The organism is Gardnerella washingtoni (assembly GCF_049262705.1).
GTDB classification, from domain to species: Bacteria; Actinomycetota; Actinomycetes; order Actinomycetales; family Bifidobacteriaceae; genus Bifidobacterium; species Bifidobacterium vaginale_D.
Map to the genome: position 1 here is coordinate 640,979 of NZ_CP058398.1, position 19,616 is coordinate 660,594.

Sequence of the window (19,616 nt, forward strand, 5' to 3'; positions counted from 1 at the left end):
TTGCTACAAGGGGTAGAAGTGGTCTCTCATAAAGAGCAAGAACAGTATGATGCTGATAGTTTGACTGTGTTAGAGGGCTTGGATGCTGTGCGTAAGCGTCCTGGAATGTATATTGGCACTACTGACAGTCAAGGTTTGATGCATTGCCTTTGGGAGATTATTGATAATGCGGTTGACGAGGCTTTAGCTGGTGCTTGTGACCATATTATTGTTACTCTTCACGATGATGGTTCTATTGAAGTTGCAGATAACGGTCGTGGTATACCAGTAGACGTTGAGCCTAAGACGAAACTTACTGGCGTCGAAGTTGTTTTAACTAAGCTTCACGCTGGAGCTAAGTTTGGTAACGCTTCTTATAATGCTGCTGGCGGTTTGCATGGTGTTGGTTCCTCTGTTGTAAACGCTTTAAGTTTACGCTTGGATGTTGAAGTTGACAGAGATGGTAAAACGCATCATATGGCATTCCATCAAGGACACCCTGGTGTATATACTGACGTGGATCCATTGCATCCGTCTCCAGCATCACCTTTTAAGCGCACGCGTAAGAATAAGCCTACTGAGCTGGAAATTATTGGCACGGTTTCTCCAAAAACTACAGGTACGCGCGTACGGTATTGGGCTGATCCAGAAATTTTCAATACAACTGCGCATTTTAGTTACGAGCAGCTTATTGCTCGCGTTCGTCAAACAAGTTTCCTGGTTCCAGGCTTAAAAATTACTGTTATTGACGAGCATGTGCCTGAAGGTGAATTATCTAATATTGAAGAAATTGATACGCCGGAAGACAATGTTATATCAGGTAATCTTATTGATAACAGCTATGAAAATAGTGAAAAATCTGAGGCTGACTTAAAGACTGAATTAGAATCTGATGATGAGACTTATAGTGATTCTGACAGTGAAGTAGAAGATGAGATTGAGGATATCGCGACTGAAAATGCTGAATCTGAAGCATCAGCTGCACAATCTGTTATAAATGTTGCATCTGCTAACTCAATGCAAAATAAACATCATCCTCGTGTTGTTGAATTTTTGCATAATGGTGGCGTCAAAGATTTCGTTGATTTTCTTTCAAAGGGTGAAGCTGTTTCTGACATCTGGCGTATTTCTGGCGAAGATACATACGTTGAAGAAACTCAAGCGGTTGATGCTTCGGGTGAATTACATGCTCAGCAAGTGACTCGTACATGTGGAGTGGATATTGCTTTGCGCTGGGTAAACGGTTACGATTCTAACATTATTAGTTTCGTAAACGTGGTTGAAACTCCAGGCGGAGGTATGCATGTAGATGGCTTCTTGCAGGGTATTACTAAGCAAATACGAAAAGCAGTTGAGGATAACGCGCGCAAGCTAAAAGTAAATCTTAAAGATGCTAATACGAAAATTGAACGCGATGACATTATGGCAGGTCTTGTTGCTGTTATAACTGTTCGCATTGCTGAACCTCAATTCCAAGGTCAAACTAAGGATGTTCTTGGGACTGCTCAAGTTAAGCCGATTGTTACAAAAATGACGGACTCTCAATTTGGAGAGATGATTAGCGGATCTAAGCGAGGATTCAAAGAGCAGTCTGCTAGAGTTTTGGAAAAAATAGTTTCCGAAATGCATGCGCGTATTCAGGCGCGTAAAACTAAGGAAGTTACTCGCAGAAAGAACGCTCTTGAGTCTGCTTCTATGCCGCCAAAACTTTCTGACTGCCAGCCTGGAAACGACGATGTTGCAGAACTCTTCATCGTCGAGGGTGATTCTGCACTTGGTACTGCAAAAGCTGCTCGAAATTCCGCTTTCCAAGCGCTTCTTCCTATTCGCGGTAAGATTTTGAACGTGCAAAAAGCAAGTCTTGCGCAAATGCTTTCCAATAAAGAGTGCGCTGCAATTATTCAGGTTGTTGGAGCAGGATCTGGCGCAAGTTTCGATATTTCGCAAGCGCGTTATAACAAGATTGTTATGATGACCGATGCAGATGTTGACGGCGCGCACATTCGTATTTTGCTGCTAACGTTGTTCTATCGTTATATGCGTCCGCTTATTGAGCATGGTCATGTGTATGCTGCAGTGCCTCCGCTTCACAGAATTGCACTCACTGGAAAGCGCAAGGGCGAGTATATTTACACGTATTCCGACGATGAATTGGCTGGAAAGCTCAACGATTTGCAAGCTAAGGGCATTGATTTTAACAGTGATATTCAGCGATATAAGGGCTTGGGTGAGATGGATGCGGATCAGCTTGCAGATACAACCATGGATCCTAGAACTCGTATGCTTCGAAGGATTCGTATGGAAGATGCTCAGCAAGCGAGTGAAGTATTCGATTTGCTGATGGGCGATGATGTTCCTCCGCGCAAGCAGTTTATTGTTGATAATGCGGACGACTTTGATCGTTCCAAAATCGATACCTGATTTTGTTATATAAACACTTTGTTGATAAGTGAAACTGAATTATCAATTACGCGTAAATTACTTACACAAAATCCTCCTGTCTAGTGAATTGCTGCAGGAGGATTTTTATGTAACACAGTTATTTAGTTAGTTTATTTACTAGAAAACATGTCTTTTGCATACTGGTGAATGTCATCTGGATTTATCATATTGTATTTTTCTTTTATTTTCGTAAAGTATTCGCCGATCATATTTTTGCTGATTATTTTATCTGATGAATCATCAGCTTTTAGATTGCCGCGAGTAAGTATCCAAGGCTCCTCATGATGCGTAAATCGTTCAAGCTCTTTACCGCTGTAGCAGCAAAGATTATCAATCACACTATCGCATACTGCTTTTTCGGTAGCGGATAGTGTAGTTGTTAGTTCTGCTGTAAGTCTCGTGATTTCGCTTTTTTGATCGTATTTGTAATCAGCTAATTTTCCTGATGATTTAATTCCTGATATTTCTGTTGTTGAGGAATCGATTGGTGTAAAAGTGTAGTCTTTATAGCGTAAATAGACGTCTTTGTACACAGGTCCATGAACCCATGCTTGACAATCATCGGTAAATAAGAACGATTTATAGAACGCAAAGTAAAAACCTTGTATATAGTACAATGATTTTTGCAAAGCAAGGGGAGTAATGTCCTCGCATTTTACGAGCAAGTATTGTATTACATCGTTTATTTTGTTGCTTGAATCTGTGTTAATAAAGTCGTTATTGCTTGAAGAATTGTTGGACTTAAGCAATAGTTTTTGAGTTGCCTTGTAGCTTTTTTCGTAGCTAAGCGCGGATTTCAGATTATTCTTATTGCTGATTAATAATTGCAAGTAATATTCCGGGTTATTATAAATGCGTTGCAAAATGTCAGAATATTGTTTTGAGGGAATGTCTCCGTCTGTAAATCTAGAAAACGTTTGTTCACCCCAACCGAGCAGTAGTGATAGTGGTCGCTTACCTATTGCGTATTTAGCAGGTATTTCGTTGATTTCATCAAGCGGAATAATATTGTTTTCTTTACGATACTCGTCATACAATGCTCTAAGATTCGCGTCGATAATTTCTGGTACATATACGTCAGAACCGCATTCTTTACAGTGTGCTTCTGTGCCAGGGTAGGAATATTGTTTTCCTTTAATAGATGCAGTCATTGGAACGGATTTTGTTGAGTACTCAACATCATTCCTGCATTCTTCGCAAAATGTTTTATTATCTTTCATTATGAGCCTTTTGTTGAGAATTAGCAGATTTATTATTTTTGAGTTGTTTATTAGATTATCTAAATAAATAATCTATCTGTTTATTTGCTTTATGAAATGAAATAACAACTGTCCTATTTTGCTGAGAAATAGTAATGATATTAAACTTCGTGTAAATGTTTACCATCTCACATTTACCTACGTGTGATAGTTTTACTCGTGGCGCGAATACGTAAAGTGTTTCATACTCATAGCCTCTTTTTTGTTTTTTAACGAATGACAAAAATCTTCTACTTCAATGTTGAGAAGTATATTTTTCTGAATATCTGATCGTATGTTGTATTCTCGAATGAAGTTTATGTTTTCTTGACGATTTTCGTTTAATGAGATGGTAAAGCGGTCATTTTTTATGCAGTCTTTTATCTTTGCGAGTATTGCTGAAATTTCTTCTTTTGTGTAATTCTGATTATAGTTCTTGTTCATATACCACCTCCAGAAGTATGATACAAAAAATAAGTGCATTTATCAAGAAAAACGCATCAATTGATGCATAAATGATTGCGCATGTGTTCTAGAATAAAATTTATTAGCCTTATTAATGTGTTTGGCTTGTTTTTATGCTTTAAAATGATAAGCAAGAAGGCTTTGATAAATATAAGCTTGATTTTGCAATATTTTGTATTGAAAATGTTGCTAAGAAACTTAATAAAAACCCTCGTGATACGTATGATGCTTTGACTAAGAAAAGTAATATTCTTATGTCTTATATTGTTCCATCTTATGATGTTTTGCATACTCAAGGCAAAGAATATATTACGAACGATATTATTTCTTTCATGCACGAAAAAGGTGTGGCAAATATTTAGGGGAGTGAGGGATTTTGAAGGCGAATCCTGTTTTGTTGCAAAAGAAGTATGTGAGAGTTGTAAGTCTTCTGGCTGAGCGTGCTGGGTTGAGCTATGAGCAGGCTCTTGACGTGTTTTATCATTCTGTTACTTACGATTTAATGCGTAATGGTATTTCGGATATGCATTGTATGAGTGATGAGTATTTGGTTCAGGATTTGCTTGATGAGATACGTAAATCTAGTGAGAAAAACAATTTGTAAATGTTATATTGCTGGCGTTTTTTAATCCTACCTAAATCCTAATGTTAAAACATATAACTCGTTTGATGAATTGATGTGTGAATATGATTAACCTTCTTCTTGCTGTTATTTATCTTGCTTTTATTAGCTTAGGTTTGCCGGATGCTCTTCTTGGAGCTGCGTGGCCTACGATGAGTCACGATGTTGGTGCGCAAATTTCTTGGGCTGGCGGAATATCAATGGTTATTTCTGCAGGAACAATTGTTTCTGCGCTACTATCTAATAGGCTTACGCATAAGTTTGGCCCTGGAAAAGTTACGCTTATTTCAGTTTCCTTAACAGCTTTAGCGTTGCTGGGTTTTTCTTTTGCTCCGAATTATCTTGTGCTTATTTTTCTAGCTATACCATATGGTTTAGGCGCTGGAGGAGTGGACGCTGCTCTTAATAATTACGTTGCAATTCACTATGAAAGCTGGCATATGAGCTGGCTTCACTGCATGTGGGGAATTGGAGCTTCGGCAGGCCCTTACGTTATGGGTTTTGCGCTTTCTCACGGACAACGTTGGCCTGCAGGATACCAGTATATTGCCGTTATACAAATTGCTCTCACTCTTGTGTTATTCATAAGTTTGCCGCTGTGGAAAAATAATACAAGAAAAGAACCGCATAATCTTACTAAGGTAAAGAAACAATCTTCTGGGATGCTATCTTACGCAGAAGTTTTGCGCATTCCAGGAGCTAAAAATATTCTTATTATGTTCTTTTGCTATTGTGCTTTAGAACAAACTGCAGGATTATGGGCCAGCAGTTACATGGTTTTGCATGGAGGAGTTAGCCGAATTGTGGCGGCAGGTTGGGCAAGCTTGTTTTATGTTGGCATTACGGTTGGCCGTTTTGTAAGCGGATTTCTTACTATGCGTTTTAACGATGCAACCATGATTCGTATTGGACAATGCGTAATGATTGTTGGCATTTTAGTATTGCTGCTTCCTTTGCCGAATCATATTGAGCTTATTGCAGGATTTGTAATTATTGGACTAGGATGCGCTCCAGTTTACCCATGCATTATTCATTCAACGCCTCATTATTTTGGTGCAGATAAGTCGCAAGCTATTGTTGGCATGCAAATGGCAAGTGCATATATTGGATCTATGGTAATGCCTGCGATTTTTGGAATAATCGTGCAGAATGTTTCTATGGTGCTGCTTCCGGCTTATTTGCTTATTCTTCTCGCTGTAATGACTTTTATGCACGTGCGTCTGATGCGCGTTTGTGCATAATAATTTTTCGTCTATTGCAATAAAGTAAGTAATTTTCTAGAAATTGTTCGTAATGCTATCCAATATGTGCAATTGGGGAAACAAGCTCAGTTCCAGAAGCGTCCCTTCGCATATCTGGCTTAGGTAGTTCCACAAAGCTTCCGCCTTCAGTGACTGCTTGCAATGGGTAGTAGCCAACATAAGCATGAATAAGAGTATCTTGTCCTTTAAGAAAACGTTGTGAACGTACGCCGCCAGTTCCACGACCTTTTGTTGGATACATATCAAATGGAGTAATCTTTGCAGAGCCATTTTCTGTGCCAGGAAGTGCCTCGCTGTCGCCTGCTACAGTGAACACTACTGTGCCAGTAGCGGAGAACAAACCATTTTCACCCTCTTCATAATGCCAAGTAATAGCTTCTTTCGGCACTACTGCAAAAGTAGTGACAGTTGAGCCTTCTGATAAACGAATGCCAGCCATGCCTCCTGCTGTTCTTCCTTGAGGACGAACTTGTTTGGCTTCAAAAGTTAGCAATGAAGAATCTGTGCTAATAAACACGAGTCTATCATTGTCTCGTGCTGGTGAAGCAGCGACAACTGTGTCACCATTCTTTAGATCAATAACGCTCCACGAATCCATAGTTGTCGGAGCCTCAAAATTCCATCTTTTAACTACACCATTCCGTGTACCAATTGCAAGTGGTATAGCATTTTGTGATGCGTCAAATGCTATTGCTGCAGCTACGATTTCTCCTTTAACAGGCTCAGTGCTTTCCGTTGACATAAGCAGTTCTTTAGCTAGTACGCCATGAGTAAGTTTTACAGGTTTTTCTTCTTCATCATGTAGCTGAGGTAAATCAGCAGCATGTGCAAGCACTAAACGACCTGCAGTAGTAATTAGTGCATACGTTGCTCGAGTTGTAGTAGCAAACATAGTTGCGCAAGGAGTGTCAAATACCTTAGTATTGTGAGCTTTCCAACGTTCAAACATTGCCATGCTTGTTCGTGCTATACGACCAGAAGTACTCAACACTATTGCGCAAGGATCATCACTTAATTGTAATGCAGCAGAAGCTGCTTCTGTTTCGCCGGCTTTTATTGCTGCATTCGCTGCAGCAATATCCGCTTGTGCGGAAGTAAGCTGATTCGCTGATTGTACTGCTTGCATAGCGAGCTTTTCAGCATTGTCGTCTGCGTTGGTTGTTACTGGAGTAAAGCTTCCATCTTCCTGTTCATCAAGAAGAATTGTCCTACGAGGGGTATTCCACTGTTTTACAGCATCATCCATTTCTGTGATCACTACATGATCGAGTTTAGCTTCAGAACTCAAAATTTGAGTAAGATTCTCAATTTTTTTAAGCAAATCGTCACGTTCAGCCTCAAGCTCAATACGACTCATCTTAGTAAGTCTGCGTAAACGCAAGTCCAAAATGTATTGCGCTTGAATCTCGTCAAGATCAAAAACTTTTATTAATTTAGCTTTTGCTGTATCTGCATCTTCAGAAGATCGAATTACTTGTATTACTTCGTCAATATCAAGTAAAGCAAGAAGTAAACCATCTACTAAATGCAAACGTTCCTGTGCTTTCGTACGCCTAAATTCACTTCGTCTGCGTACAACTGTCCTACGATGTGCTATCCAGACATCTAACAGTTCTCGTAAGCCCATAGTGTGCGGTCTGCCGTCCACTAATGCCACGTTGTTAATGGTAAAGCTTTCTTGCAATGGTGTATGCCTGAAAAGCTGAGCTAATACGGCGTGAGGATCAAAACCAGTTTTAATTTCAATAACAAGGCGAGTGCCATTGTGTCTATCTGTTAAATCAATAGCTCCAGAAATACCATCGAGTTTGCGAGCCTTTACACCTTGTGAAATGCGTTCAAGAACACGCTCAGGACCAACCATAAACGGAAGCTCGGTAACAATAATTGCTTTTTTGCGAGCAGTAATATTTTCAATATGCGTTGTAGAGCGTGTTGTAAATGCGCCTCTGCCAGTCGCATAAGCTTCGCGAATACCGCTTCTTCCAATAATAATCCCGCCACCAGGCCAATCTGGTCCAGGTACAAGTTTCATAAGATCATCCAACGTTGCGTCAGGATGTTTCATCACGTATTTTGCGGCAGCAACTACTTCACCTAAATTATGCGTTGCCATATTAGTTGCCATACCGACCGCAATGCCAGATGCACCATTCACTAGCAGGTTCGGAATTGCAGCTGGTAATACTGTAGGCTCTTTGAGTTTATTATCATAATTTGGTGCAAAATCAACAGTATCTTCGTTAATATCAGCATTCATGCCAAGAGCTGCAGGAGCTAAGCGTGCTTCCGTGTAGCGGGATGCTGCAGGACCGTCGTCAAGAGAACCAAAATTACCATGACCATCAACAAGTGGAAGTCGCAGTGAAAATGGCTGAGCTAGGCGAACCATTGCTTCATAAATTGCAGAATCACCGTGAGGATGCAGCTTACCCATCACTTCACCAACTACACGAGCAGACTTCATATAAGCGTGATCCGGCGTTAAATTCATATTGCCCATCTGGTAAATAATGCGTCTTTGCACTGGTTTCATGCCATCTCTAGCATCTGGAAGAGCTCGAGCGTAAATAACAGAATAAGCATATTCAAGAAACGATTTACTCATTTCTTCGTTCAATGGAGTTTCGACAATACGCTCTTTTACTTTCCGTGGATCAAAAGTTTGCTGTGTTGCATGACGGCGTGAAGGCATATTGTAAACTCCTTGGATGATATTACGGCTCTCAATTCTATCAATTTCTATGCACAAATTGCGTTTATTCGTTGATTTTATGACCGTATAGCGAGTTTTGATATGTGTAAAATATGGATTTATTTTGCACTACGCTTTATCGGTGGTTCAATAGTGAGTATGAGTATTGATGTTCCGTCTAAAAAAGAGTTGTTGCAGTTTGTAAGTAATGTTGTTTATAACGATTCTGACGTAAGTTCTGTTGATGCTAATCTGCCCGGCGCTGCGAGTGTTGGGAAGAGAGGCGGAGCGTTACATCTTTCTTCAATTTTGCCAGCTTTGAGCGATGCGATAGATGCGCCTGTAAGCACTGCTGTACATCATAATCCCAAAGCTTTACGTGAAAGCCTTGGGATTCCTCAAGCGCATGCTGCAATTGTAGTGCTAGTTGATGGTTTGGGTTATTGGAATATTCTTATGCGACAAGGTCATGCACCATATTTGCGTTCGTTGTTTAACGAATCAACTAATCAACGCCCAATTAGTACTTGCCTGCCAAGCACTACGGTTGCTGCAATGGCGACATTTGGCACAGGCACATGTCCTGGTCTTACTTGTATGACTGCTTATACGCAGAAAAATGCGCAAACAGGAAAGCTTGCGCAGCTTATTCAATTTAAAGATGCTCCGAATCCTTTAGAACTACAGCGGCAGCCAACGGTATTTGAGAGCCTGGTTGCTCAAGGTGTGCGTGCAGATAGCGTGAGTTTGCCAAAATTTGAGCATTCTCCGCTCACTCAAGCTGCTTTTCGTGGGGCGAATTATATTACTGCAGGAACGCCTCGAGCGCGTATTATGAAAGCTGCAGCTACAACGCGCACTCCTGGAATAACATATTTGTATCTTAGAGATACAGATAAAGTAGGTCATAATTATGGTTGGGATTCTGAACAGTGGGTTGCAGCTTTTGAGCAGGTTGATGCACAACTGCGTTTATTGCAACAGAATTGTGTACCAGGAACAGTGATTATTGTCACTGCTGATCATGGAATGATTCAGACTGATCCACGCTTGTGCATTAATATTGCAGAACATGAAGAACTTATGCGGGGAGTATCTATGGTAGGTGGTGAGCCTCGCTCGCTTATGCTGTATGCTCAACAAAACAGTAGTACTGAAGATATTATTACTCGTTGGCAAAAAATACTTGGTGATCATGCTCTTATCCGTAGTAAACGACAAGCTATTGATGATGGCGTTTTTGGTCAAGTTGATACTAGGGCAGAAGCTGTTCTTGGAGATGTTTTAGTACAAGCACGTGATGCTTATACGATTGTTGATTCTCGTATACAAACAGAAAAAGCTATGAGCTTACCAAGTGTACATGGTTCGATGACTCGCATGGAAGTAGATATCCCGTGTCTTATTGATGTAGCGTAGCATTGTAGATTTGCCTACTAAGAATAAGGCAATATTAGAATATAAAAATGTGTGACACTCCATACCAGAGTGCCACACAGTATTGTTGGAATATGCTTGAAATATGCTACAGCGAAAGTAGAGACTACTTAAAAATTAACCTTCACCAAATAAAATTTCATCCCAGCTTGGTACAGCTGCTCTGCCACTGCGTCGCTTGTTATGATCTGCAGAAATTTTCTCTCCAGATTCATGTTCTTGGCTCTGCTCATCAACAGCCGTCTCATGAGCAAGCGTATTATTTTGTGACTGTGTGATCTCAGTATGAGCTGCTTCTACTTGGCGAACTTTCGCAGCTAATGATTGTTGTGCTGCTTGTGATTCTGCTACTTGAACTGATTGATTTTCAGTAACCTTAGTTGATTGCGTTTTAGGTGCCTGATTTGTGCCATTTTCTGCTGAATTTGCAGATACATCACCAGAAACGTTTACTGTACTACTGTTCATTGCTTGTTGAGCTGCATTTGATGCATTATCTTGTCTGCTTGCTGCTGTTTGAGAAGAAATCTCAGCCAGCTTATCGCTATTGCGAAGTTCCCATTGAGAAACTGCTCTCTCAATACGAGCCGAACGAATAGAATTACCAGGCAATTCCTCACTAGTAAATGGGAAATTAATACTTACTGTATCTCGATAATTACCGCCATATGGTGCTTGTTTAGCGGCATCAGCAACATTTATTTCTTCACCAAGTAGTAAGCGTGCCGAAGGATTAGCGCATGTTACTGAATTATCGTGCATGTTCCATGTCCACTCAGCTTTGATTGTGCGAGTAGCTGTTTTGAACGTAGCAGTAATAAGCCATGGTTCTAAACCTCGGCGTGTTGCACGCCATTGTATTGTTTCCATGCCAATATGTGCTTTAGCTAGTGTGCGTTCAATTAAATCAGCGAGCGTACGCATATTGCTTTGCTTTGGAGCAGGGACCAAAAGAAACTGCTCAATTGCATATTGTTTTTCTGTTTCAACGCCAGCGGAAAAACGACGAACTTGTGCTTCGCTCACATGATAGCGTTGTGCCACGTGCGAAGGATCAAGACCAGCACGAATCAAAGCCTGAATTTGTGAAATAGGCAAAGTCGCAGTATTTGACGAGGATACTAACCCAGCGTCTGCTGCGTTACTTTTATCGCTGTTTTTATTCATAATCTGGCGTGATTCAGCGATAGCGCGCTCCAGCGTGTCGTCCACTTGTACACATAACGGCGTGTTTTCGCAAATAAAAATTAAATTGCCGTCTGCGTCAACATGGTCGAAACTCGCCTCTTTTGGCGGATTTTCAAGCATTATGCACCACTTTCTTCGCTTTTAACAATACTATGTATATACTTTAGTCCATGCACTGCATTCTTTACTATGTTATGTAAAATAAAAAATGTGTAATATGCAGGGTAGCATTCCATGTATGCTATGCGCGTAGATATTCTTGATGATAAAACGAAAGGACCATAATGGCACAGGATTATGATTCTCCTCGTAGTAAAGATGAGGACGAAGAGTCGTTGGAAGCTTTGAGTAAAAGTTCTCAAAATACAAGCAACGATATTGATGATGATGAAAACGCTATTGCTGAAGACTATGAGTTACCGGGTGCTGATTTAAGCAATGAGGATGCTTCGGTAACTGTTATTCCTATGCAAGGTGATGAATTTATTTGTTCTGAATGTTTCCTAGTAAAGCATCGTAGTCAGTTGGCTGAAACTACTGCTGATGGTCAACCGATTTGTAAGGAGTGCGCAGCTTAAATGGCATACGACGAGACCTATACTGGCCCCGAACAGGTTGAGGTGTTAATACAATACCTCGATAATGAAGCGTCTCCATTGCCTCCGCTTTGTTACGCGCATGCCGGTGATGCTGGTGCTGATCTGCGTACTACGCAGGATGTTACACTGCGTCCTTTTGAGCGTGCACTTGTGCCAACTGGCGTAGCTATTGCGTTGCCTGCAGGATATGTTGCTTTAGTGCATCCTCGTTCTGGTTTAGCTGCAAAGCAGGGTGTTACTGTGTTGAACGCTCCTGGAACTGTTGATGCTGGTTATCGTGGTGAAATTAAAGTACCGCTTATTAATTTAGATGCTGAGCATACAGTGCAATTCCATCGTGGTGATCGTATTGCACAAATAGTTATTCAACGCTACGTAGAAGCTCAATTTATTCCAGCGGCACAATTGCCTAGCTCCGATCGTGCTAATAAAGGTTTTGGCTCAACAGGCGTGCAATAATCTCATCTCACAATCCGACCAGTTAGAAACTGTGTCGGATTTATTGTATGTATTTGTCAATTTTGTAGAGCAGAAGGCATATTGCAGGTAGGATAGTAAACAATACCAGGAGGTGTTGCAATGGGTGAACTTCAAGAAGATGTAAAAGGTGCTCATAGACTTGGATGTGAAATCAGTGTGGATTCTCGCAACCCGTTATTGCCAATATTAAGCATGTGCCAGTGGCATCATCCTGGTGAAGATATGAGTATTCTTCACAGGGCATATGTACGTGCAGTAAAGCAACATACTGGGCAGCGTCGTAAATCTGGCGAACCTTATATTATTCATCCTCTTGCAGTTGCGCAGATTCTTGCAGATCTTGGTATGGGTCCAATTGTTGTTGCTGCAGGCTTGCTACATGATACTGTCGAGGATACTGATTATACACTTGAAGAATGTCGTGCAGAGTTTGGTGACACGGTTGCTGGTCTCGTAGATGGTGTTACCAAAATATCAAAAATGGAATACGGTGAAAGCGCACAAGCTGAAACTATTCGCAAAATGGTAGTTGCAATGAGTAGAGATGTGCGTGTACTCGTAGTAAAACTTGCAGATCGTTTGCATAATGCAAGAACTTGGCGATACGTTAAACCAACGAGTTCACATAAAAAAGCGCGCGAAACGCTTGATGTGTATGCACCTCTTGCAAACCGTCTTGGTATGAATGCTATTAAAACTGAGCTCGAAGAGTTGAGCTTTAAAGTTTTGTATCCAAAAATTTATAACGAAATTGTGGTTTTAGTTGCTCGTAGAGCCGGTCAGCGCGAAGTTTATTTACGGCAAATTCTTGAAGAAATTAATGCAGATCTTGCAGAACAACACGTTAAGGCATCGGTAAAAGGTAGACCAAAAGATTATTTCTCTATTTATCAAAAAATGATTGTTCGCGGTCATGATTTTGCCAATATTTATGATCTTGTGGGCGTTAGAATTATTGTTGATTCTATTCGCGACTGCTATGCAGCGTTAGGTGCTGTTCATGCGCGATGGAGTCCGGTACCAGGTCGTTTTAAGGACTATATTGCGACTCCTAAACTCAACATGTATCAGAGCTTGCATACTACTGTTGTTGGACCTGGTGGAAAGCCTGTAGAAATTCAAATTCGCACTTGGGATATGCATAGGCGAGCAGAATTTGGTATTGCTGCTCACTGGAAGTATAAGGCAAACGGACAAGCAGGTCGAGCTTTAAGCAAACCAGATAATGATGATCGTAAACGCGAAGGTGAGCTTGAAGAGCGCAAAGAACTGAGTGAGGCAGATAACTTAAAATGGATTCAACAGCTTGCTGATTGGACAAGTGAAACACCAGATTCTGATGAGTTTTTAGGCTCACTGAAGCAAGATCTTGGAGCTTCGGAAGTATATGTCTTTACGCCAAAGGGGAGTATTGTTGCTCTTCCGCAAGATGCTACTCCTGTTGACTTCGCATATTCTGTGCACACTGAGGTTGGGCACAGAATGATGGGTGCGCGCGTGAATGGTCGTTTGGTGCCGCTTGATACTAAGCTTGTTAACGGAGATACAGTCGAAGTACTTACGTCAAAATCTGATACGGCAGGTCCATCTCGCGATTGGTTGAGTTTCGTAAAATCTCCTCGTGCTCGAAATAAAATACGTCAATGGTTTAGCAAAGAACGCCGTTCTGAGGCAATTGAAGAGGGCAAAGACGAGCTAACTCGTGCTATGCGTAAACGTAACTTGCCTTTGACTACTTTGATGACTCAGCAGGCATTAATTGGCGTTGCTGATGAATTGAATTTGCCGACTAATGTTGACTCTCTATATGCAGCAATTGGTGAAGGTCAAGTTTCAACACAAAATGTTATTTCACGATTAGTGAAAGATGCTGGTGCTGATGAAGTTGCTGAGGAAGTAGAACAAGAAGCGCTTCCACTTCGTCATGTAGAACGTAATCGTAAGTCAAATGGTGCTTTAGGAGTATCAGTTAAGGGTGTTGGCGACGTTTGGGTAAAGCTTGCTAGATGCTGTATGCCAGTTCCTGGTGATACTATTATTGGCTTTATTACAAGAAATCAGGGCGTATCGGTGCACCGAACTGACTGTCAGAATATGATTGATTTACAAAAGACTCAATCTGAGCGCGTTATTCCTGTGCAGTGGACTAGCGATAAAGGTTTGTTCCTAGTTAAGGTTCAGGTTGAGGCTTTGGATAGGCAACATTTGTTATCAGATGTTACTCGAGTACTTTCAGATCATGGCGTAAATATTCTTTCTGGAACTATTGCAACTGGAGATGACCGCGTTGCAACTAGCCAATTTACGTTTGAAATGGCTGATCCTCAGCATTTGGCTACGTTACTTGCTGCTATTCGTAAGATTGAAGGCGTTTTTGACGTGTATCGTATTACGGGTGCAAAAGATAGTGCAGAACCTCGTTTACGTAAAATGGAACGTGGAGATATTTAGTTTTCTATTTTTTCTCTATATCACAGGCGTATGCGTAATAAACTGTAAGTATCTAGTTTATTAAAAGGTTTTTAAGTTTTTGCATACTTAATAGGATATTTGCATATACTGGCAGCATATGTTTTTAGAAGACGTCAGATTTGGCATATATATGTTTTGTAACATACGCGCATTTAATGTGAACTGATATCTCAACGAAAAGTAGATTTTATCAATATGTGATAAGTAGATGATGTATGAGCGGATGATGCAATTGATGAATAATATATAAAATCTCAAATATAAGAAGAAGGACAACTCAACTTTGGAATGTCCTTCTTCTTATATACACGTAATTTTTACGTATAACACCTAATTTCAGGCGGCAACAGCCTTCTTCAACAAAGAACCAGCAGAGATACGTACACCGTAAGAGGCTGGAATCTTAATGGTTTCACCGGTACGCGGGTTGCGGCCAGTGCGCTCAGCGCGCTTTACACGCTCTGCGGAGAACAGACCGGTAAGCTTCAAACCTTCACCGGACTGCAAAGCCTCAACGAACACATCCTGGAATGCGTTGACGGCGGCTTCGGCCTGTGCCTTGGTCAGGTTGGACTTCTGTGCGATCTTTGAAACGAGATCAGACTTGTTGTATGCCATGCAGCATCCTTTGTGTTAGGGGCCTTCCTCTTGTAAAGGCCACGTTCATACTTGATAATAGTACATTTTCCCTACAAATGTAGCCATTTTGCTTATTTTCTTCGCATTCTCTTAATATTTTTTCCCTATGCGTTACAAAAAACACTATAACTGACATTATAATGTGATATTTCGGCATGAATCATCAAGCGCAAGCAAACTGAACTATACTAATTCGTGGCTATTAAGCCAATTCATAGCTGCGGCACCCACTGGAATTCTTAGCCAATAGAACATAAGTCGATATAGTAATGTCGCAGATAATGCGATGGTAGGTGGAATACCCACAGAAGTAAAAGCAAAGGTAAGTGACGCTTCTACAGCACCTAAACCGCCTGGCGTAGGTACAGCAGAACCGGCAGTATTAGCAAGTAAGAATAACAGTATAGTTTCCCACGGATTCGTAAAATATCCGAACGCGAGTAAAGCAATCCAATAGCCCAAGCCAGTACAAGCAACTAGTATTAGTGCACCGAAAGAGCCAGCAATAAGCTGCGATGGGTGCGAAATAAGTTCTTTAATTTGACGACCATAGTCAGACAAGATCGGCAAATAATGTTTACGAAGAGCTCTACGAGTCGCAGGAATAGCCATAAGTGTACATACGATCAGCGTAATAATTCCAATAACAGTAATAAGCATATGAGTTGGAATCATACCTGAAAGCACATTCTTGCCAGTAAAAATGCCAATAATAATAAGAACGATAGAAGTTACTAGCGCCTGAATAAGCCATACTGCACTCGTAATAGCAGTAGCTTGTGTGGACGTATAGCCACTTTTCTTTAAGAGTTGCATATTAACAAATGCGGGACCAATGCCAGCAGGCATAGAAACCGCTGTAAACCCAGATGCTGCTTGCGAAGCAAAAAGAACGCGTGCTGAAGGTTTTTGATCATCCATAAACGACCCGAGAGTAATAGCAGAACCTGACCAAGCAAGCATGCTACAAACCATGCATAAAAGTACCATTATGCTATCAGCATGACGAAGTGCAGCAAATACTTCTTGTGGATGCCATTGTGTAACAATAACAGCAACAGCAACAATAGCTAATACAAGGCTCACAAAGAAACGAATATTAAAACGTGCTAAACGCACTGTATCATAATCTTCTTCATCAGTATGTAAAGCAACTGTTTGACCAAGTTTATCGCAAAGATGTTCAAAAACTTTCTTATTCCAAGAAGGCAATCCTCGTGTAGAAGCAGGAATGGCAGCTTTTTGCATAAATGGTAACATTTCGGCTAATTTATCTGCACCCCAAGTGTTCAATGCTGCTTCAATCGCAGTATCAATATCTGTGCATGCTGCAATAAGCGTAAGCAATTGCACTTTATCGAGAGCAATATTAGTTGAATCGCTTGCAACATCGCCATTCTGCCATCCTGCAATCACAGGAGTTCCATCTTCTAATCTAGCTAAGGTTTCTGGAGTAATACGGCGGTGCGTAACACCACGCATATTAGCGGCATCAACATAGCGCATGAGTTTTTCAGCATCGTGAATAGTCAAGGTATTTAAATTGCAGGGTAGCAGAGCATTCGCAGCATGAAACACCATTATTGAAGATTTATCACTATCGCTTACTCCATAAACATTTGCAGTTGGCAAATGAAGATTACGAAGAACAAGCAGCATTGAAAGATGATGATGCACAGAATGTCGAGCTGAACGATCTCTACGCGTAGGAATATCAATTAAACGTACCCACTGCCAAAGCTGATTCAAATATCCAGGTAAGTGAACTTGATTATCTAATACAGAAATTACGTAACGCATTCCGTGAATATCAGTAGCATCATACAGCCTCGAATTTTCGATTAAATCATCGTCAAGACTTGAGCGAAGCACTCCAGTATGATCAGCTTGCTGAGTTCTGCGAGTAAGTTGCGTAAGATTGTCTATACCAATATTTTGTAGTGCGAGAACAATATCATCACCCCATGCGCCTTTGCTTCGAGTACCCTTTGCAAAACGTATAAGAGTTCCTATTGCCCTACCTACGCAACAAGAAATAAGCGCACCGGCGCAAGTATCCCAAGAAGAAAAGAGGAGTATTGCAGAAACAATGAACAGCGCATTCCAGCCCCACTTGACATACTTATATTCTCTTTTAGGCCCACTTACAGTGAGGAATGCAACCATCACTGCATACATATCGGGAAGTAATTCTGTTAACGATGCATTCGTCTGATAGTGCAATGAAGTCAAGAGCGGAATATTGTGTGTTGCTGACAGTAGTCCAGACAACAACCATATTGCTCCATAGCTTATAAACAAGGTAATAACAGAAATTGCTGTATCAACCCAATGTTTTGCAGCAGCTTTATATGCAATTACGGTAGCTACTACAATAAGTGTAAGAGCTTGTTGAATGAGTGCATAAGGAATACCAGTAACTGTTAATCCAATAATCTTACTAGCACTGCGAGCATCAATTTCTACACCAGCTGTTGTTGCTGACAGCCACATAGTTGATAAAACAGTAAGCACACCGACAATAATTGCCGACAATGCATACAGCAAATCAGCCCAATTGCGCACTAAACTTGGTTGCGTATCTTCAATAATGAGATTTGGGTTTATGTGAGATTGCATAACGCTACCGTCTACTTATTGAACAAAATCCACCAATCGTGAAGCAAAGCCAGTGTAAGAAGCCGGAGTCATTGCTTGCAATCTAGCTGAAGTGGTTGCATCAAAAGCGCGAGAAGCAATGAAGGATTCTACATCTTGCTGCGAAATATGATGTCCCCGCATCAACTCTTTCACTTGTTCGTATGGTCGTTCCATGCCGGGTACACCAGCAATTTCTTCAGCGCGCATAGCAGTCTGAATTGGTTCGCCAAGAACTTCCCAATTAGCATCCAACTCCTGAGCCATAAAATCAGTATTAGGGTGAATAGATTGCAATCCACCTAAGAGATTATTTAAAGCAAGAAGCGCATAACCGAATGCAGAACCAACATTACGTTGCGTAGTCGAGTCTGTTAGATCACGCTGCCAGCGGCTTTCTGTAAGTGTTGCACACAAAGTGTCGAATAGTGAACACGAAATTTCAAGATTAGCTTCGGCGTTCTCGAAACGAATAGGATTAACTTTATGCGGCATGGTAGAAGAACCAGTAGCACCTTTTACAGGAACTTGCACAAAAATGCCACGAGAAATATACATCCACACGTCAACTGCAAGATTATGCAAGATATGGTTTATGTGACTTACTGTGCTATACAATTCTGCTTGCCAATCGTGGCTTTCAATTTGTGTAGTTAAAGGATTCCATTGAAGACCCATACGTTTCTCAACAAATTCTTGAGAAACACTAATCCAATCAACTTCTGGGAAAGCTGCTAGGTGTGCACCAAAAGTACCAGTAGCACCATTAAGTTTGCCTAAATACTCTTGATTGTCGAGATGATGAAGTTGACGCTTCAAACGGTATGCGAATACTGCGAGTTCTTTACCTAAAGTCGTTGGTGTAGCCGGCTGACCATGAGTTAAAGAAAGCATAGGTAAGTCACGATACTGTTGTGCATGTTCCACTAGATAATGAACAATCGCTTCTAGATTTGGACGATACACATGAGCTACAGCATCTTTCACGCAGCGAGCAATAGAAAGATTATTAATATCTTCACTTGTACAAGAGAAATGTACTAGTGTCTTCAAAGATGATAGCTGGGTGCTATGTCCTAACTTATGTTCCGCATCATCTAATGCATCATCGATATAGTATTCTACTGCTTTTACGTCATGATGTGTTACTGCTTCATGCGCAGCGTGACGAGCAATACCATCAGCATCAAAATTCTCAGGGATAGCACGGAGATACTTGCACTCTTCATCCGTGAGCGGCTGAACACCTTTAACAATCGGCTGCCATTGATTCGCCTCATAACCATTAGTGAGAAGAATCATCCACTCAACTTCAACGCGCATGCGTTCACGATTAAGCGCAGGTTCGCTTAAATACTCGACGAGTGCTGAAGTTTGATGATGATAACGACCATCAAGAGGAGTCAGAGCTATTGCAGGAGAAATATCAGTAAGCTTCATACTTGCAAGGTTACATCATGC

General features: G+C 41.0%; 14 protein-coding genes. 8 read left to right on the forward strand and 6 right to left on the reverse strand.

Annotated elements, in window-relative coordinates; all coding sequences use genetic code 11:
- Positions 1–18 precede the first annotated feature (18 nt).
- Positions 19–2,400, forward strand: coding sequence for a DNA gyrase/topoisomerase IV subunit B (locus HXT28_RS02400; protein WP_032818735.1), 2,382 nt, complete (start codon positions 19–21; stop codon positions 2,398–2,400).
- A gap of 131 nt (positions 2,401–2,531) precedes the next feature.
- Here HXT28_RS02400 and HXT28_RS02405 read toward each other — a convergent pair whose 3' ends face one another.
- Positions 2,532–3,641: a type II TA system antitoxin MqsA family protein gene (locus HXT28_RS02405; RefSeq protein ID WP_016637297.1), complete on the reverse strand. Its 1,110-nt coding sequence runs from the start codon at positions 3,639–3,641 to the stop codon at positions 2,532–2,534.
- Between the two features lie 650 nt (positions 3,642–4,291).
- Here HXT28_RS02405 and HXT28_RS02410 point away from each other — a divergent pair.
- The 3 genes from HXT28_RS02410 to HXT28_RS02420 all read left to right on the forward strand — a co-directional run bounded on the left by HXT28_RS02410 (position 4,292) and on the right by HXT28_RS02420 (position 5,987).
- Entirely contained in the window at positions 4,292–4,486 is a 195-nt protein-coding gene (locus HXT28_RS02410; RefSeq protein ID WP_050567763.1) for a DUF3791 domain-containing protein, read from the forward strand.
- A 14-nt stretch (positions 4,487–4,500) separates the two neighbouring features.
- Positions 4,501–4,728: a DUF3791 domain-containing protein gene (locus HXT28_RS02415; RefSeq protein ID WP_016637300.1), complete on the forward strand. Its 228-nt coding sequence runs from the start codon at positions 4,501–4,503 to the stop codon at positions 4,726–4,728.
- 83 nt (positions 4,729–4,811) lie between these two features.
- The gene (locus HXT28_RS02420) at positions 4,812–5,987 is read left to right on the forward strand and encodes an MFS transporter (RefSeq protein WP_064347530.1); all 1,176 of its coding nucleotides are present in this window, start codon (positions 4,812–4,814) and stop codon (positions 5,985–5,987) included.
- 55 nt (positions 5,988–6,042) lie between these two features.
- On the opposite strand, the gene HXT28_RS02425 is transcribed toward HXT28_RS02420, so the two are convergent.
- Entirely contained in the window at positions 6,043–8,703 is a 2,661-nt protein-coding gene (locus HXT28_RS02425; protein WP_422113612.1) for a DNA gyrase/topoisomerase IV subunit A, read from the reverse strand.
- A 159-nt stretch (positions 8,704–8,862) separates the two neighbouring features.
- Between HXT28_RS02425 and HXT28_RS02430 the strand changes: the two genes are divergently transcribed.
- A complete protein-coding gene (locus tag HXT28_RS02430) occupies positions 8,863–10,122 on the forward strand; it encodes an alkaline phosphatase family protein (protein WP_422113693.1) in 1,260 nt (419 codons plus the stop codon).
- Positions 10,123–10,257: 135 nt separating this feature from the next.
- Here HXT28_RS02430 and sepH read toward each other — a convergent pair whose 3' ends face one another.
- Positions 10,258–11,448 (reverse strand): septation protein SepH, encoded by a 1,191-nt coding sequence (gene sepH / locus HXT28_RS02435; RefSeq protein ID WP_064347526.1) that lies wholly within the window; start codon positions 11,446–11,448, stop codon positions 10,258–10,260.
- A gap of 164 nt (positions 11,449–11,612) precedes the next feature.
- Between sepH and HXT28_RS02440 the strand changes: the two genes are divergently transcribed.
- The 3 genes from HXT28_RS02440 (at position 11,613) to HXT28_RS02450 (ending at position 14,858) form a co-directional block, all read left to right on the forward strand.
- The gene (locus tag HXT28_RS02440) at positions 11,613–11,906 is read left to right on the forward strand and encodes a DUF4193 domain-containing protein (protein WP_016637305.1); all 294 of its coding nucleotides are present in this window, start codon (positions 11,613–11,615) and stop codon (positions 11,904–11,906) included.
- A complete protein-coding gene (dut, locus tag HXT28_RS02445; RefSeq protein ID WP_016637306.1) occupies positions 11,907–12,386 on the forward strand; it encodes a dUTP diphosphatase in 480 nt (159 codons plus the stop codon). It abuts the gene before it with no gap.
- A gap of 120 nt (positions 12,387–12,506) precedes the next feature.
- Positions 12,507–14,858 carry a RelA/SpoT family protein gene (locus HXT28_RS02450; protein ID WP_016637307.1) on the forward strand — a complete coding sequence of 784 codons (2,352 nt, stop codon included), beginning with the start codon at positions 12,507–12,509 and terminating at the stop codon, positions 14,856–14,858.
- 357 nt (positions 14,859–15,215) lie between these two features.
- On the opposite strand, the gene HXT28_RS02455 is transcribed toward HXT28_RS02450, so the two are convergent.
- The 3 genes from HXT28_RS02455 to purB form a co-directional block, all read right to left on the reverse strand.
- Positions 15,216–15,497, reverse strand: coding sequence for an HU family DNA-binding protein (locus HXT28_RS02455; RefSeq protein ID WP_004127774.1), 282 nt, complete (start codon positions 15,495–15,497; stop codon positions 15,216–15,218).
- Positions 15,498–15,701: 204 nt separating this feature from the next.
- Entirely contained in the window at positions 15,702–18,137 is a 2,436-nt protein-coding gene (locus HXT28_RS02460; protein WP_016637308.1) for a lysylphosphatidylglycerol synthase transmembrane domain-containing protein, read from the reverse strand.
- Between the two features lie 15 nt (positions 18,138–18,152).
- Positions 18,153–19,595: an adenylosuccinate lyase gene (purB, locus tag HXT28_RS02465; protein WP_016637309.1), complete on the reverse strand. Its 1,443-nt coding sequence runs from the start codon at positions 19,593–19,595 to the stop codon at positions 18,153–18,155.
- Positions 19,596–19,616: the final 21 nt, after the last annotated feature.